15 protein-coding genes are annotated in these 14379 nt (G+C 55.8%); 7 read left to right on the forward strand and 8 right to left on the reverse strand.

The features are described 5' to 3' along the window. Positions 1 to 138: 138 nt before the first annotated feature. From MTP37_RS00070 to MTP37_RS00080, 3 genes are read right to left on the reverse strand one after another with little or no spacing between them, the layout of a single operon-like run. A complete protein-coding gene (locus MTP37_RS00070; protein ID WP_249237648.1) occupies positions 139 to 828 on the reverse strand; it encodes an RluA family pseudouridine synthase in 690 nt (229 codons plus the stop codon). Continuing rightward, positions 825 to 1379 (reverse strand): NUDIX domain-containing protein, encoded by a 555-nt coding sequence (locus MTP37_RS00075; RefSeq protein WP_249237649.1) that lies wholly within the window; start codon positions 1377 to 1379, stop codon positions 825 to 827. Before MTP37_RS00075 ends, MTP37_RS00070 begins: the two co-directional genes overlap by 4 nt. Before the next feature lie 43 nt (positions 1380 to 1422). After that, positions 1423 to 1992, reverse strand: a complete 570-nt coding sequence (locus MTP37_RS00080; protein ID WP_249237650.1) for a hypothetical protein — start codon at positions 1990 to 1992, stop codon at positions 1423 to 1425. On the opposite strand from MTP37_RS00080, the gene nifJ reads away from it, so the two are divergent. Continuing rightward, entirely contained in the window at positions 1945 to 5490 is a 3546-nt protein-coding gene (gene nifJ / locus MTP37_RS00085; RefSeq protein ID WP_249237651.1) for a pyruvate:ferredoxin (flavodoxin) oxidoreductase, read from the forward strand. The genes MTP37_RS00080 and nifJ overlap by 48 nt on opposite strands. 493 nt (positions 5491 to 5983) lie before the next feature. Here the strand turns inward: nifJ and MTP37_RS00090 are convergent, their stop codons facing one another. The 3 genes from MTP37_RS00090 to MTP37_RS00100 are packed head-to-tail and all read right to left on the reverse strand — an operon-like array spanning position 5984 to position 6751. Then, complete coding sequence (locus tag MTP37_RS00090; RefSeq protein ID WP_112091455.1) at positions 5984 to 6265, reverse strand: DUF4160 domain-containing protein; 282 nt, start codon at positions 6263 to 6265, stop codon at positions 5984 to 5986. Beyond that, positions 6265 to 6489 carry a DUF7723 family protein gene (locus MTP37_RS00095; protein WP_249237652.1) on the reverse strand — a complete coding sequence of 75 codons (225 nt, stop codon included), beginning with the start codon at positions 6487 to 6489 and terminating at the stop codon, positions 6265 to 6267. Before MTP37_RS00095 ends, MTP37_RS00090 begins: the two co-directional genes overlap by 1 nt. Further along, positions 6482 to 6751 carry a DUF7724 family protein gene (locus tag MTP37_RS00100; protein ID WP_177940350.1) on the reverse strand — a complete coding sequence of 90 codons (270 nt, stop codon included), beginning with the start codon at positions 6749 to 6751 and terminating at the stop codon, positions 6482 to 6484. The genes MTP37_RS00095 and MTP37_RS00100 overlap by 8 nt, the downstream gene beginning before the upstream one ends. A 285-nt stretch (positions 6752 to 7036) precedes the next feature. Between MTP37_RS00100 and MTP37_RS13070 the strand changes: the two genes are divergently transcribed. From MTP37_RS13070 to MTP37_RS00125, 6 genes are all read left to right on the forward strand, one after another. Continuing rightward, positions 7037 to 7162 (forward strand): hypothetical protein, encoded by a 126-nt coding sequence (locus tag MTP37_RS13070; protein WP_256469110.1) that lies wholly within the window; start codon positions 7037 to 7039, stop codon positions 7160 to 7162. 408 nt (positions 7163 to 7570) lie between these two features. Further along, the gene (gene mgtE, locus MTP37_RS00105; RefSeq protein ID WP_249237653.1) at positions 7571 to 9148 is read left to right on the forward strand and encodes a magnesium transporter; all 1578 of its coding nucleotides are present in this window, start codon (positions 7571 to 7573) and stop codon (positions 9146 to 9148) included. A gap of 372 nt (positions 9149 to 9520) precedes the next feature. Next, entirely contained in the window at positions 9521 to 10012 is a 492-nt protein-coding gene (locus MTP37_RS00110; protein ID WP_249237654.1) for a hypothetical protein, read from the forward strand. A gap of 301 nt (positions 10013 to 10313) precedes the next feature. Beyond that, positions 10314 to 10634, forward strand: a complete 321-nt coding sequence (locus MTP37_RS00115; protein ID WP_249237655.1) for a hypothetical protein — start codon at positions 10314 to 10316, stop codon at positions 10632 to 10634. 210 nt (positions 10635 to 10844) lie between these two features. After that, positions 10845 to 11489, forward strand: coding sequence for a rhomboid family intramembrane serine protease (locus MTP37_RS00120; protein WP_249237656.1), 645 nt, complete (start codon positions 10845 to 10847; stop codon positions 11487 to 11489). Positions 11490 to 11817: 328 nt separating this feature from the next. Beyond that, the gene (locus MTP37_RS00125; protein WP_249237657.1) at positions 11818 to 12783 is read left to right on the forward strand and encodes a hypothetical protein; all 966 of its coding nucleotides are present in this window, start codon (positions 11818 to 11820) and stop codon (positions 12781 to 12783) included. Between the two features lie 55 nt (positions 12784 to 12838). Here the strand turns inward: MTP37_RS00125 and MTP37_RS00130 are convergent, their stop codons facing one another. Together MTP37_RS00130 and MTP37_RS00135 are read right to left on the reverse strand one after the other, a co-directional pair. Next, positions 12839 to 13429, reverse strand: coding sequence for a twin-arginine translocation signal domain-containing protein (locus MTP37_RS00130; protein ID WP_249237658.1), 591 nt, complete (start codon positions 13427 to 13429; stop codon positions 12839 to 12841). A 384-nt stretch (positions 13430 to 13813) separates the two neighbouring features. Then, a complete protein-coding gene (locus tag MTP37_RS00135) occupies positions 13814 to 14356 on the reverse strand; it encodes a twin-arginine translocation signal domain-containing protein (RefSeq protein WP_249237659.1) in 543 nt (180 codons plus the stop codon). Between the last annotated feature and the right edge of the window lie 23 nt (positions 14357 to 14379).

A 14379-nucleotide genomic window follows, 5' to 3' on the forward strand; every position in this document is an offset into this window, starting at 1 on the left:
TGTATCTCTATGCCAAGGCCTCTCCCTTTGACAGACTCCCCCGGTCGGGGGAGGTGGCACGAAGTGCCAGAAGGGGAACAAGGTGGCTTTGCGAAGCAAAGACGGAGAGGGCTAGGATGCTGACCGTATACAACAATCTTATTCTAAAAACTCTTTCCACGGTGCGGCGTCCGGCAGGGGCAGGCTGAACTGCAGGGGCTTGCCGGTATCCGGATGCCGGAACTGCAGGCCGCAGCTCTGCAGAGCGATGTCTCCCTTTATCCGGCTGCCATACTTGCCGTCGCCGGAGAGCGGATGCTTCCGGGCAGCGAACTGCACCCGGATCTGATGGGTGCGGCCGGTGTGCAGAGTGATGCCCGCAAGGCTCGTGTCCCCTGCTGTTTTCAGGATGCGGTATTCCAGAACGGCTTCCCGCACGCCCCTGCGGGGGCGGCTGACCGGGAACACCCGGCCCCGGCGGCTGTCCTTGAACAGCCAGTCCCGCAGGGTGCCTTCGGCGGGCAGTGCTTCGTCCGGCCCGCCTGCAATGACGGCGCGGTACTGCTTGATGAACTGCGGCTCTTCTGCCCTGCCCTCGGCCCGGCCGTCCTGCACAGCGTAGGCGTTCTGGCTCTGGGTGATCTGACGGCTGAGTGCGGCCGCAGCCCCGGGCGTGCGGGCAAACACCATCAGGCCGGAAACGCCGGTGTCCAGCCGGTGCACCACCCCCACAAAGGCGTCCGGGGCGTTCCACAGCTCCCGCAGCGCTGCGGGAACGCCCTCCTCACTGGAAAGGCCCGCGGGCTTGTCCAGCACCACGATGGAAGCGTCCTCGTACAGGATGTTCACAGCCTGCCCTCAGCAATCAGTGCCTTGAGCTTCAGGATGCCGGCAATGGTCTTGCCGTCCCGGATCTCGCCGCTCATGACCATTTCATAGGCTTTATCCAGCGGCACGCGGTCCGGCGTCAGGAACTCGTCCGCATCCAGATGCATCTGGGTCTTGTGCAGGCCGGTGGCGACCCATGTATAGATGACCTCGGTATCGTAGCCCACGGTGGGGTAGAACTGGCCCAGAGAGATGTAATGGTCGGCGGTCAGGCCGCACTCCTCGCCCAGCTCCCGCTTGGCGGCTTCAAAGGGGTCCTCGCCCTTTTCCAGCTTGCCGGCGGGCAGCTCCCACAGCTCCTGCTGCATGGCGTAGCGGAACTGGCGCACCATGCAGATGGTGCCGTCCTCAAAATAGGGCAGGATGCACGCACCGCCGTGGTGATGCACCACCTCACGGGTGGCGGTCTTGCCGTTTTCCAGCAGAGCAGTGTCCTTGGTCAGGGTGATGACCCGGCCCTCAAAGAGGACCTCGCTGGTAAGTGTCTTTTCGTAATGTGTGATCTTTTCCATTGTATTTACCCTCTCTGCCCGGCACAGCGCCGGTTTTCTGCTCTCAGTTTACGGCAAAGTGCGGTTTGTTGTCAATAAAGAGATGATAAATATAAGAGAGAGTGAACCCTCTCAGGCTCACTGCGTTCGCCAGCTCCCCCGAAAGGGGGAGCTTTTTGTATCTTCCGGTCAGCACAAATAAAGCTCCCCCTGAGAGGAAAGACTTCCCCCGCGCCGGGGGAAGATGTCGCGCAGCGACAAAAAGGGGAATCTGGCACGGCGCAAGCCGTGACTGAGAGGGTTTCCACCCCCTTTTTGCGAAAAAAATCACAGGATCTGGCAAGGCAGGCAGGCTAAAACCAAAAATCCGCACCAACGCTTGCTTTACCGTACTAAAGACGTACAAAACAGCTAAAAAATTTTCTTTATTTTTGGTGCGTTTGTTGGGCGGTTTGCGTTTACTTTGCGGGCAGAATTTGTTATTATAGTATACAAGCAATAGTGCCTTTATGGGGTTCTCCGGTCCCATGTGGGGCATATTGCCCCGCGCAAAAGGTACCAAATTCTGAATAATGGAGGAAGAAAAATGCCTAGAGCAAAGCAAACTATGGATGGCAATACCGCTGCCGCCCATGTAGCGTATGCCTACACGGACGTGGCTGCCATCTACCCCATTACCCCGTCTTCTCCGATGGCTGACTCTGTGGACCAGTGGTCCGCAGCCGGCCAGAAGAACATCTTCGGCAATCAGGTCAAGGTTGTCGAGATGGAATCTGAGGCAGGCGCCGCAGGCGCTGTGCACGGCTCTCTGGGTGCAGGTGCTGTTACCACCACCTTCACCGCTTCTCAGGGCCTGCTGCTGATGATCCCCAACATGTACAAGATCGCTGCTGAGCAGCTGCCCTGCGTGTTCGATGTTTCTGCACGTACCGTTGCTACCCAGTCCCTGAACATCTTCGGTGATCACAGCGACGTCATGGCATGCCGCCAGACCGGCTTTGCAATGCTGGTCGAGAGCAGCGTGCAGGAAGTCATGGATCTGTCCCCTGTCGCACATCTGTGCGCCATCGAGGGCAAGGTTCCCTTCCTGAACTTCTTCGATGGCTTCCGTACTTCTCATGAGTACCAGAAGATCGAGAAGTGGGATTACGCCGATCTGAAGGAAATGTGCAACATGGAGGCTGTGGAGGAGTTCCGTAAGAAGGCTCTGAACCCCGAGAACCCCAAGATGCGCGGCTCCCACGAGAACGGCGACGTGTTCTTCCAGCATCGTGAGGCATGCAACAGCGTTTACAACGCTCTGCCTGCTGTTGTTGAGAAGTACATGGCCAAGATCAACGCAAAGCTGGGCACCAACTACGATCTGTTCAACTACTACGGCGCACCCGATGCTGACCGTGTGATCGTGGCTATGGGCTCCATCTGCGACGTTGCTGATGAGGTCATCGACTACCTGAACGCCAAGGGCGAGAAGGTCGGTATCGTCAAGGTCCGCCTGTACCGTCCCTGGGTCTCCGCTTCCCTGCTGAAGGTCCTGCCCAAGACCGCCAAGAAGGTGGCTGTGCTGGATCGCACCAAGGAGCCCGGCTCTCTGGGCGAGCCCCTGTATCTGGATGTTGCCGCTACCCTGCGTGAGGCTGGCCTGAACGATGTCGTTCTGACCGGCGGCCGTTACGGTCTGGGCAGCAAGGATACCCCGCCGTCCTCCATCTTTGCTCTGTTCAAGGAGCTGGAGAAGGATCAGCCCAAGGAGCGCTTCACTCTGGGTATCACCGATGACGTCACCTTCCTGTCTCTGCCGGAAGTCAAGCCCGCTCCCATCACCGCAGCTGCTGGCACCAAGGAGTGCAAGTTCTGGGGTCTGGGCGGCGACGGTACTGTCGGTGCTAACAAGAACTCCGTCAAGATCATCGGCGACCATACCGACAAGTATGTTCAGGCATACTTCCAGTATGACTCCAAGAAGACCGGCGGCGTGACCATCAGCCATCTGCGTTTCGGCGACAAGCCCATCCGCAGCCCCTACTACATCAACCAGGCTGACTTCGTGGCCTGCCACAACCCCGCTTACATCCACATGGGCATGAAGATGGTTCAGGATGTCAAGCCCGGCGGCGTGTTCATGATCAACTGCCAGTGGTCCGATGAGGAGCTGGGCCAGCACCTGAACGCCGAGGCAAAGAAGTATATCGCTGACAACAACATCCAGCTGTATACCATCAATGCTATCGATAAGGCTATCGAGATCGGCATGGGCAAGCGCACCAACACCATCCTGCAGTCTGCATTCTTCAAGCTGGCTGACGTCATGCCCATCGAGGATGCCGTCAACTTCATGAAGCAGGCAGCTCAGAAGAGCTACGGCAAGAAGGGCCAGGACGTCGTTGAGATGAACTGGAAGGCTATCGATGCAGGCGTTGACGCCATCCACAAGGTGGACGTGCCCGCATCCTGGTCCAACCCCGAGGCTGATCCCGCACCCAAGGCTCTCACCGGCCGTCCGGAACTGGTCAAGCAGATCCGCGATGTCATGGAGCCCATTGCCCGTATGGACGGCGACAGCCTGCCTGTCTCTTCCTTCGTGGCAAATGCAAACGGCGAGTGGGAGCAGGGCGCTTCTGCATACGAGAAGCGCGGCACCGCTGTCAACGTCCCCGAGTGGGATGCTGCAAAGTGCGTTGGCTGTAACCAGTGTGCATTCGTCTGCTCTCATGCTACCATCCGTCCCTTCCAGCTGACCGCCGACGAGCTGGCAGCTGCTCCTGCACAGACCAAGAGCCGCGACAACAAGCCCGCAAACGAGTACAAGTTTGTCATGGCTGTGTCTCCTCTGGACTGCATGGGCTGCGGCGAGTGCGTCACCGTCTGCCCCACCAAGGCTATCACCATGGTGCCGCAGGACAGCCAGGCCGATCAGCAGGCAGTGTTCGACTACTGCGTGGCCAACATCTCCAAGAAGCCTTCCAAGTTTGCTGACGATACCGTCATCGGTTCTCAGTTCAACCAGCCGCTGCTGGAGTTCTCTGGCTCCTGCGCAGGCTGTGCCGAGACTTCTTACGCTCGCCTGATCACTCAGCTGTTCGGCGAGAAGATGTACATCTCCAACGCTACCGGCTGCTCCTCCATCTGGGGCGGCACCGCTTCCATCTCTCCGTACACCGTCAACAAGGACAGCGGCCATGGTCCTGCATGGTGCAACTCCCTGTTCGAGGATAACGCAGAGCATGGTCTGGGCCTGTACATCGGCCAGAAGACCGTCCGCGAGAACCTGATCAAGGAGATCGCAGAGGTTGCTGGTTCCGACAAGGCTTCTGCTGAGCTGAAGGCTGCCTTTGAGAAGTTCCTGGAGACCAAGAACAACACCAAGGCCAACGACGAGCCCGCAAAGGCCCTGATCGCTGAGCTGGAGAAGGCTGCTGCTGCCGGCTGCGAGAAGTCTGCAGAGATCCTGAAGAGCAAGCAGTTCATCGCCAAGAAGTCCGTCTGGATCTTCGGTGGTGACGGCTGGGCATACGACATCGGCTTCGGTGGTCTGGACCACGTTCTGGCTTCCGGCGAAGATGTCAACGTGATGGTCTTCGATACTGAGATGTACTCCAACACCGGTGGACAGGCATCCAAGGCTTCCAACATTGGTGAAGTCTGCCAGTTCGCTGCTGCTGGTAAGGAGATCAGCAAGAAGAGCCTGTCCGAGATCGCTATGACCTACGGTTACATCTATGTTGCTCAGATCGCACTGGGTGCTAACCCGGCTCAGGCTGTCAAGGCCATCGCTGAGGCTGAGGCTTACCCCGGCCCGTCTCTGATCATCGGCTACGCTCCCTGCGAGCTGCACGGTGTCAAGGGCGGCATGACCAACTGCCAGAACGAGATGAAGAAGGCAGTTGAGGCCGGTTACTGGAACCTGTTCACCTTCAACCCGGCAAACAAGGCTCAGGGCAAGAATCCGTTCACCCTGACCTCCAAGGCTGTGGATAACGAGAAGTATCAGGCACTGCTGTCTAACGAGACCCGTTACAGCCGCCTGACTCGTGCATTCCCCGACCGTGCTAAGGAGCTGTTCGCACGCAACCAGCAGGTTGCTAACGACCGCTACGAGCACCTGACCCGTCTGGTCGACCTGTACAAGTAAGCATTCTTCTGCGCTTTGGATGCAGATATTTGCGGCACCTTAGCCCCACAATGCAAGAGGGCGGCTGCCCCGTACCGGCGGTTACTGCGCAATGCAGCGGTACGAAGCGGAGAAACGCATCCATCCAAGCAGGTGATGTGCTGAAGTACAGCATCCGCCACACGCGTTCTGACTGATTTCACTTCCCGGGCGGTGCTTTGTTCCGTGCGAAGCACCGCAGCGGGATATGAGATACCAAAGCGCCCGCGAGGGTCCTTGAAAGCACACCCCGCGTGTGTCAGGAGTATAAGGTCTGTTTTGCAGATACCTTGCTCCGCCTGCTGCATAAGACCTGCTTTTGCAGGGATCTTGCCGCAGTAAAAACGAGCTTCGTTTTAGCGCCCCGCTCACCGCAAGGTGACCGGGGCGTATTTTTTTGTGCAAAAAACAGCAGGGACTGCTGCACGTTATCCGATGCAGCAGCCTCTGCTGAATTATAAAATATTATTTTGCGTCAGTTCTCTCCAAAGAAGCCGTTTTCACTCATGGATGCCCACTTGAGGTACATTTCTTTATAGTTGTCTTTGATGAAGCTTTGAATTTTGCTTAGTTCCCTGTCGGTCAGGACCCCGCGGTTTTGTATTACGGTGTCACCATTGCTTTTTACAAAGAATTTTGCAGAACCGCCCTCAGTCAATTTACGGTCACTGGCGTGGACGTGCATACATTCAATAATGCAGTGCGCAGTAAAATAAAGATAGTAACCGCAAATCTTGAAATCATAATATTTTGGCATTACGATTCCTCCAGATGTTTCCGGTTTCGGCTGTAATAGTCCTGAACAATGTCTAACTCGATATCATCCATGGTGGTTTCCAGTATCTTTCCATCGGCAGACAATACACAGGCGCTTGCAGGATTATTCAGATTCAGAACACGGACGGAATCATTGCTTTTTGAAAAAGCATAACCATTTACGATCATATCTGCATGGTCAGCAATGCTTAAAATATCAGGCATACTGCAACTCTACCTTTCGGATCGGCTTTAAAAAAGCATCAGCATCAATATACAAATTGTTCAGGATGGGAATCAGATCAATGTATTCTTCTTCTGCAGGGGCACCTTTGTATTTTGCCATGACCACAAGATAGCCCTTGTCCCATTCCAGAATATCCGTGTAACGCTCCAGAGAAGAAGGTGTGCGGAACCGAATCGTTCTTCCAGCGTAGGTGAACGAGGTAAAATTGCCGCTGTTGTTCAAAAAAGCACAGTCGCTCATAAGATGCCCTCCCTTACAGCTGCTTTTACAGTTCCATTTTAGCATGTGAAAAAACGAAGGTCAATCAAAAAATGTTATCACAAAATCTTCCAAAAGATACCATTTCCTTTTTACAGTTTCTTCATAGCTTCTTAACGAATTGAATTGTGAAAGCTGTTATACTTTTGCCATGGGAAACGGGGCCGCAACCGTTTCCCGTGTAACATGATTCCTCCTCACACCAAGGCAATATCCAAACAAAACACCCTTTTTCGTGCGCCGCAACACGGAAGAGGGTGTTTTGTTTTGGCAAAAAACGATCTTCCGATGCCGCCGCAGTGCTTTGGCATTCTCAGCGGTAATTTTTATCCTTGCAGTTCGGCAAAGGCTGCGGGCTTTGCCGGACTGCCTTTTCACGCGAAAGAAAAATAAGATCTGTGTTTTTATAAAATAAAATTCCTGTAAATCCATGGTTTAGGGTTGACCCCGTTTTTTGGCGGCGCTATAATAAAAATGAATATGAAAACTTGGAGGTGAACGCAGGAAAATGGACCCGGATCATAGTCGAAGTAGAACCACCGGCGCGGTGGATCAGAAAACAAAAACAACTGCGTTTTCCCCAACCGTTCGCCTCCTTCGCTGAGTCCTGCGGAAAAGCACCGCTTCAACGGTGTGTCTTTCCGCAAAACAGAGCAGAGGAAGGCGCGGCTTTGTGTGCGCAGAATGCGGCGTTTGCGGCATTCCGGCAGGCAAGGCGGCGCGTTTTTTGTTTCCCGATCTGCTGCGTCCTCCGGATACAGGAGCTGCTCCTGTGCCGTAAAAACTGAGGAGGAACGCCCAATGGATATGGAAGAAAAGAAGCTGACGGTTGATGCTGCGGAGCAGGCGCTGCCGGTGCAGGAGCTGCCTGCCGATATCCCTGACGAAGTCCGTCAGAAGCTGGCCGAGGACCTGAACGATGAAGCCACCGAGGACCTCAAGCAGGATATGCGTGAGGCCGAGGAAGAGGAGGCCAACGACGAAGAGGTCAAGGCTAACCCCGAAATGTTGACCAAGAGCCGCCTGCTCAAGCTGCTCATCAAGAAGCAGTACGTCAAGCTGCGCGAAGTGACCGAGGAAGAGCAGCCTGCCGACCTTGCCGAGCTGCTGGAAGAGCTGGACGAGAACAACCGCCTTGTGGTGTTCCGTCTGCTGAAAAAGGAAGTGGCCACCGAGGCCTTTGCCTATATGTCCGACGAGGCCCGCGATGATCTGGTAAACGCCTTTTCGGACGTGGAGCTGGTGAGCGCCATCGAGGAAATGAGTCTGGACGATGCCGCCGACCTGCTGGAGGATATGCCGGCAGGCGTGGTGAAGCGGGTACTGGAAAAATCCTCCCGGGAGACCCGTGAGAGCCTGAACAAGCTGCTGAACTACCCCGAAAGCTCTGCCGGCAGCCTGATGACCCCGGAGTATGTCCGCCTGCGGGAGGATATGACCGTGGAGCAGGCCTTTGATGCCATCCGCAAACAGGGCGAAAACGCAGAGACCGTGTACACCTGCTACGTGGTGGAGCGCAACCGCCTGAAGGGTGTTGTCTCTGCCCGCAGCCTGCTGCTTTCGGACAGGAACATTCCCGTTTCCGAGATCATGGATGACAACGTGGTGGCAGTGAAGGTCACGGACGATCAGGAATATGTGGCCCGTGAGATGCAGCGCTACGACTTTACCGCAATGCCCGTTCTGGACAACGAGGGCATGTTCGTGGGCATCATCACCATCGACGATGCAATCGATGTTCTGACCGACGAGAGCACCGAGGATATGCAGAAGATGGCCGCCATTCTGCCGGACGACGATGCCACCACCTACTTTGGCACCAGCGTCTGGACTCACGCAAAGCAGCGCATCCCATGGCTGCTGATCCTGATGCTTTCCGCCACCTTTACCGGCATGGTCACCACCCACTATGAGGAAGCCTTTACCGCGCTGCCCCTGCTGGTCTCCTTCATGCCCATGCTGATGGATACCGCCGGCAACTGCGGCAACCAGATCAGCACCCTGATGGTGCGCGGTCTGGCTCTGGGCGAGGTGGAGCCTGCCGACTTTATGCGGGTGCTGGGCAAGGAGCTGCGGGTGTCGGCCATCGTGGGCGCAGTGCTGGGCATCGTGAACGGCCTGCGCATCTACCTGATGTACACCTTCCTCTTCCCCGGCCAGTACGCCAACGTGATGGGCTACGCCATCGTGGTCAGTGTGTCGCTGTTCTTCAGCGTCATTCTGGCAAAGCTGGTGGGCGGTATGCTGCCGCTGGCCGCAAAGAAGCTGGGTGCAGACCCGGCCATCATGGCTACCCCCTTCATCACCACCATCGTGGACGCCTGCAGCCTGATCCTGTATTTCCAGATCGCACAGCTGGTATTCCACAATATGATGTAAAGAATAGAGCAATGCCGGACAGTCTTGAAGTGACTGCCCGGCATTTTTATAGGACGAACCCTCTCAGTCATCGCTGCGCGATGCCAGCTCCCCCGAAGGGGGAGCTTTTAAGCATCTGACGGTTTACAGCAAATAAGCTCCCCCTTCGGGGGAGCTGTCGCCGCAGGCGACTGAGAGGGTTCAACTGCGTCCCCCGCATCGGCTGCTTTTTTGCATCCAACCCTTTGGCGCATTTGCCCAAAAGGACGGCGATATTTTATATGCTCTGTCAATTGACACACCACGGGTGTGATGGTGTAAAATAATAACAGGAAGTCGTTTGATTTCCAGTACGTTGGATAGAACCTGTATTTTTGTTACCGGAGGTGTATCGTGAAAAAGACAAGACGCTTTGTAGCCCTTTTACTGGCCGCAGTGCTGGCCTTGGCTTTGTTCACCGCCTGCGGTGCAGCGCAGCCCACCATTGGCGAGGAATACGAAAAATGGTTTGTAGAGCAGCTCAACAGCAAACTGCCGGAGGGCAAAACGGTACAAAAAGTTGACGTCAAACACTCGGAGATGATGGCTGCTCTGGCGAAAATTGACAAGGACGGGAAGTTCACAGCCGGAGAAGGCTGGGATGAAGGTGAGCAAGGAATTGGGCCCTGGTATTGGATAATCCTCTCAGACCCGCATGCATGGATTCCTGGTGTTTCGGAAGCTAAGGCAGTTGCGCTGGCCCCGGAAAATCTGACGCAGTACGGACCTACTTACCTTACTAAGGAAGGATATTTGAACAAGATCAGGGAGTATGATATTGCCACCCGTGTTATGGATGGCAAGACCTACGTTGCGGTGTATCTCCACTTAGAGAGATGGTACTGACCCCTGTGTCGCTGCATACCCTAGTGTGCGCCGCTGCTAAGGCGTAAAATATGGTTTTATAAGCCCTCTCAGGCACTTTGTCTGCCCGAGAGGGCTTATTTTTGCATCCAACCCTCTCAGTCATCGCTGCGCGATGCCAGCTCCCCCGAAGGGGGAGCTTTTAAGCATCTGACGGTTTACAGCAAATAAGCTCCCCCCTCGGGGGAGCTTTTAAGCATCTGACGGTTTACAGCAAATAAGCTCCCCCTTCGGGGGAGCTGTCGCCGCAGGCGACTGAGAGGGTTCAGCCAGGATAAAAACAGTGTGGAAAACTGCAATTTTCCCCGCCTTTTCCACACGGAAAAACGGCAGCGGCCCGGTGTTGAAAACTTGGGAGCCAGCCATTCCAGATTGGAGAAAAATAAATCGCCGCTCGGGAACGGTTTGTAGAATGCAAAGAAAATCCTTCGACTTTCTTTTTTATAAAAGGCAGAATGCCTGCATTTTCATCCAAAACTTTCCAGAAAGCGGCTGCCTGAATTACGGTGCGTATAGGGCTGATCCCTTTTTATTGTTGAAAACCCAGTGGAAAAAGTGGAAAACATCACGGAAAACCCGACCTTTTCTTCACAAAAGCGGTTGAAAACCCGGTGGAAAAAGTGAAAAGTTCATTCCAGACCGGAAATTACATACAATTTTCGGTTGTGCTTTGGCATCCGGAGGGCGGCAGGAAAGCTGTATTTCCGGGCTTTGGGGGCAGAGGTTTTCAACAGTGTTGAATGCCCCGGCCAATCATGGTACAATAACAGCAGTAAGCTGCGGCAAAACATTTCCGAATTGAGGGAGGCACCCTATGAACAATTGGCTGAACCGGCTGGAACGCAGATATGGACGTTTCGGCATCCCGAACCTGACCAACATTCTTGTGGGCGGGCAGATCCTTGTACTGGCCATCGAGCTGTTTGTGAACCAGACCATCAGCGTCTGGCTGTCCCTCAGCAGATATCTTCTGTTGAGCGGCCAGATCTGGCGCATCATCACATTTGTGTTCATCCCCTCCTATGGCGGCAGCATCCTCAGTGCAGTGCTGGGCATCTACTTTACCTGGTTCATCGGTACGGCGCTGGAACGGGAGTGGGGCGATTTCCGCTATACGGTCTATCTGTTGTCCGGGATGCTGGGCACCGTGCTGGCCTGCCTGCTCACTGGTGTCAGCGGCAGCACCTACTGCCTGTCCCTTTCGCTGCTGCTGGCCTTTGCCATGCTGTACCCGGAGGTGCAGGTGCTGCTGTTCTTTGTCATCCCCATTCGGGTGAAGTATTTTGGCGTTTTTGCAGCGATCCTGTGGGTGCTGAGCTTTTTGGGCGCACCGCTGCCCCAGAAGCTGAGCCTGCTGCTCAGCATGGCGAATGTCTGGCTGTTCTTTGGCCCCATGGGCTATCGCGCCATCCGTGCATGGGTCCGCCGCGAGCAGTGGAAGCGGAAAAACAGAAGGTAAACTTTTTCAGGCGATAGCCTCGGGGGAGTCTGACTCCTTCAGTCAAAACCTGACGGTTTTGCCAGCTCCCTCAAAGAGGGAGCCTATTTGCTGCAAACCGTCAGATGTTTAACAGCTCCCCCCTCGGGGGAGCTGTCACCGAAGGTGACTGAGAGGGTTCGTCCCTTGCCGCGCTGCCGCTTTCCTCCACGACCCTACCTGTGAAAATGCAGCCCCGGAACGCCCGCAGGCGTTCCGGGGCTGCAGATCAAAAATAATTTTTCCGCTGAAGATGCCCAGAGCAGCGCGGAGGGCATTTTAAATCGTCTCACAAAAGGAGTGCACCCCCATGATGCTGGACCGCATGGAAGGCAACGCAGAACTGAAAAGCAGCGTGCAGCTGATGCTGGCAGCCCGCCGCCTGACCCACAGCGTGCTGTTGGTGGGCGAAGAGGGCCTTGGGGCCGGTTTTGCGGCCCGCTGCATCGCGGCCGATTATCTTTACCCTGCAGGCGGAGCGCCCGCTGAGGCCCTTCTGCGGGGCGAATGCTGCCGTGCGGTGGCGAAGGCCGGCAAGCGCGACAGCGGTCAGGTGGAGACCGGCATCGTGCGCGAGGCGATCTCGGTCACCGGCATGGGCGCGGGCGGCCGGTATCTGGTGGGTCAGGTCACGGCCATGCGCAGCGAGATCTTCAACACCAGCCTTTCGGCCGAGGGCCGCGCGGTGCTGCTCTACCACGTGGAAAAGATGAACGAGGAGTCCGCCAACGCGCTGCTGAAGGTGATGGAAGAGCCGCCGGAGGGGGTGCTGTTCCTGCTCACAGCCGATTCGCTGGCAGGCGTGCTGCCCACCATCCGCAGCCGCTGCATCAGCTTTGCCGTGGCGCCGGTCCCGCCGGAGCAGTGCGCCCGCTACTGCGCCGCACAGGGGGTGGACAAAAAGACCGCCGCGCTGTACAGTGAGCTGTTCGATGGGCACATCGGCACGGTGCTTGCAGCGGCACAGGACGAAGCCCGCACGGCGCAGGTGGAAAAGGCGCTGCAGCTGGCAAAGACCGCAGCCGACCGTGACAGCTATGCCGCCGCCGTGCTGCTGGCTCCGTATGAGAAGGACAAAGCCGGTGCCGCCGCCCTGCTGACGGACTTCCGTGCGGTGGCAGCAGCGGGCCTGCGGCAAAGCCCCCACGCACCGGTGCAGGGCGATGCCGCCCGGCGTGCCCTGCGGCTGGCAGATGCCGCTATCCAGCGTCTGGGCGCACAGGTGAACCCCAAGATCGTGCTCAGTGTGTTTGCGGCAAAGTTCAGAGCGTTGTAAAGGCAAAAAACGCCCCGGAAGAAGCATCTGCGTTCTTCCGGGGCGTTGTGCATGGTTAGAAAATCCTGCTGGAAGGGGCATCCTGCAGGCCGGTGTAGGTAAAGACAGCCGTTTTGCCGGACTTCTTAAGGGTAAGGGTCATCTGGCCCGTATAGAGGCTCTGGAACGAAGAATTGGAAATGGTGCCAAGATCAATAAAAAGGATCACGGTCTTCTGTGAAGCATTGCCCACGGAAAGCGAGGTTTTGAATACATAATCCGTTTTATCGCTGTTCAGGCCCTTGTAGCCAAGCCCCACGACGGTGCCCTTGCTGCCGCCGGTGTGCGCAAACGTTAAATCGGAAGTGTTGATCGTAATAGAATCGGTGCTGCTCATAGTGCTGACAGCAAAAGCAGCGTAGAGGTAATTGTGGCGCTCACCGCCCTCGTAGATGGAGCTGGAAGTCCACTGGTCAAAGCGGCCGATATTGGCGGTAAAGGCGCCAAAGTCAACAACCTTGTCGCTATCAACGGCGGCGGCCACCAAGCCATCTGGGGTAGAAGCATACGCACCGCCGCAGCCTGCCAGCATACCGCTTGCGGCAACGGCCAGTGCAGCAGCACCGGTGGTCTTTAAAAAGGTACGGCGGGTAATAAGCTCAGACATAACGAAACCTCTCCTTTTCACGCAGAAAATCATAAAATACAAAAGCGGATAAAAACAAAGACTCCCCCCAGCGCTTGCGGTACACCGGAGGGAATCTCTGTTTGGGGTATTGCTTTGGTGTGAGGAGGAATCATGTGTAGAGACGCGGTTGCGGCCCCGCGTGCTCTACAATTGATAGTATACCCCATTTTCCTCAAAAAGTCATTACATTTCTGTGAAAAATCATCCCGTAATAAACTTTTCTTTAAAAACTCATCCGGCTTTGAAAAACGACCAAACAGCGCACAATGCGCAAAGGCTCCCGTAGTTCCAGAATGCGGCAGACTGTCACTTTCACTATAGTAGACAAGGTGCAAAGTGTCAATCTGAATCGCAGTTTTTCCCTTATGCCTTTTCTACTTCGCCCACCACCAGCTCACCGGTCTCGGAGGAGTAGCTGCCGGTCACCTTCTGGTGGCCGCTCTTAAAGGTCAGCTCCACGGTGTGCACCAGCTGGAACCAGCTCTCATAAGCAGTGTCGCTGATGCGGTAGACCAGCACAAAGGTCTTTTCTTCGTTCGGCTGCAATTCGTAGTCCTTCTGGGTCCACCAGCTGTCGCCGCTGGCGTTGTCCGCAAAGCCAAAGTAGATGGGCGATGCAGCAGAATGGTCGATCTCAGCCGGGAAGTTGTCGGCGGTCAGGGTGACGGCACGGCTGCTGACGTTTTTCAGGGTGACAACCACCTTGACCACATGGATGGTGCCATATTCCTCGGTGCCAATGATCTCACGGCCCGCCTTGCCGCTCACATAGCCAATGCCATTTACGGTGCCGGGAATTTCAACATCTTTGCCGCCGCCGCAGGCGGTCAGGGTGCCGGTGAGCCCTGCCGCAAGCAGTGCTGCGCCGGAAAGTTTAAGGAATGCGCGTCTTGAAAGATTTTCCATGTTTTCTACCTCCTGCCCCAAAA

It is taken from the genome of Faecalibacterium sp. HTF-F (genome assembly GCF_023347535.1).
Lineage (GTDB): Bacteria > Bacillota > Clostridia > Oscillospirales > Ruminococcaceae > Faecalibacterium > Faecalibacterium wellingii.

Bases quoted from the DNA above. Each gene is read 5' to 3' on its own strand.
- nifJ (WP_249237651.1), top strand. From the start codon at position 1,945: ATGCCTAGAGCAAAGCAAACTATGGATGGCAATACCGCTGCCGCCCAT.
- MTP37_RS00100 (WP_177940350.1), bottom strand. From the start codon at position 6,751: ATGAGCGACTGTGCTTTTTTGAACAACAGCGGCAATTTTACCTCGTTC.
- mgtE (WP_249237653.1), top strand. From the start codon at position 7,571: ATGGATATGGAAGAAAAGAAGCTGACGGTTGATGCTGCGGAGCAGGCG.
- MTP37_RS00130 (WP_249237658.1), bottom strand. From the start codon at position 13,429: ATGTCTGAGCTTATTACCCGCCGTACCTTTTTAAAGACCACCGGTGCT.
- MTP37_RS00080 (WP_249237650.1), bottom strand. From the start codon at position 1,992: ATGGGCGGCAGCGGTATTGCCATCCATAGTTTGCTTTGCTCTAGGCAT.
- MTP37_RS00075 (WP_249237649.1), bottom strand. From the start codon at position 1,379: ATGGAAAAGATCACACATTACGAAAAGACACTTACCAGCGAGGTCCTC.
- MTP37_RS00125 (WP_249237657.1), top strand. From the start codon at position 11,818: ATGATGCTGGACCGCATGGAAGGCAACGCAGAACTGAAAAGCAGCGTG.
- MTP37_RS00120 (WP_249237656.1), top strand. From the start codon at position 10,845: ATGAACAATTGGCTGAACCGGCTGGAACGCAGATATGGACGTTTCGGC.
- MTP37_RS00135 (WP_249237659.1), bottom strand. From the start codon at position 14,356: ATGGAAAATCTTTCAAGACGCGCATTCCTTAAACTTTCCGGCGCAGCA.
- MTP37_RS00090 (WP_112091455.1), bottom strand. From the start codon at position 6,265: ATGCCAAAATATTATGATTTCAAGATTTGCGGTTACTATCTTTATTTT.
- MTP37_RS00095 (WP_249237652.1), bottom strand. From the start codon at position 6,489: ATGCCTGATATTTTAAGCATTGCTGACCATGCAGATATGATCGTAAAT.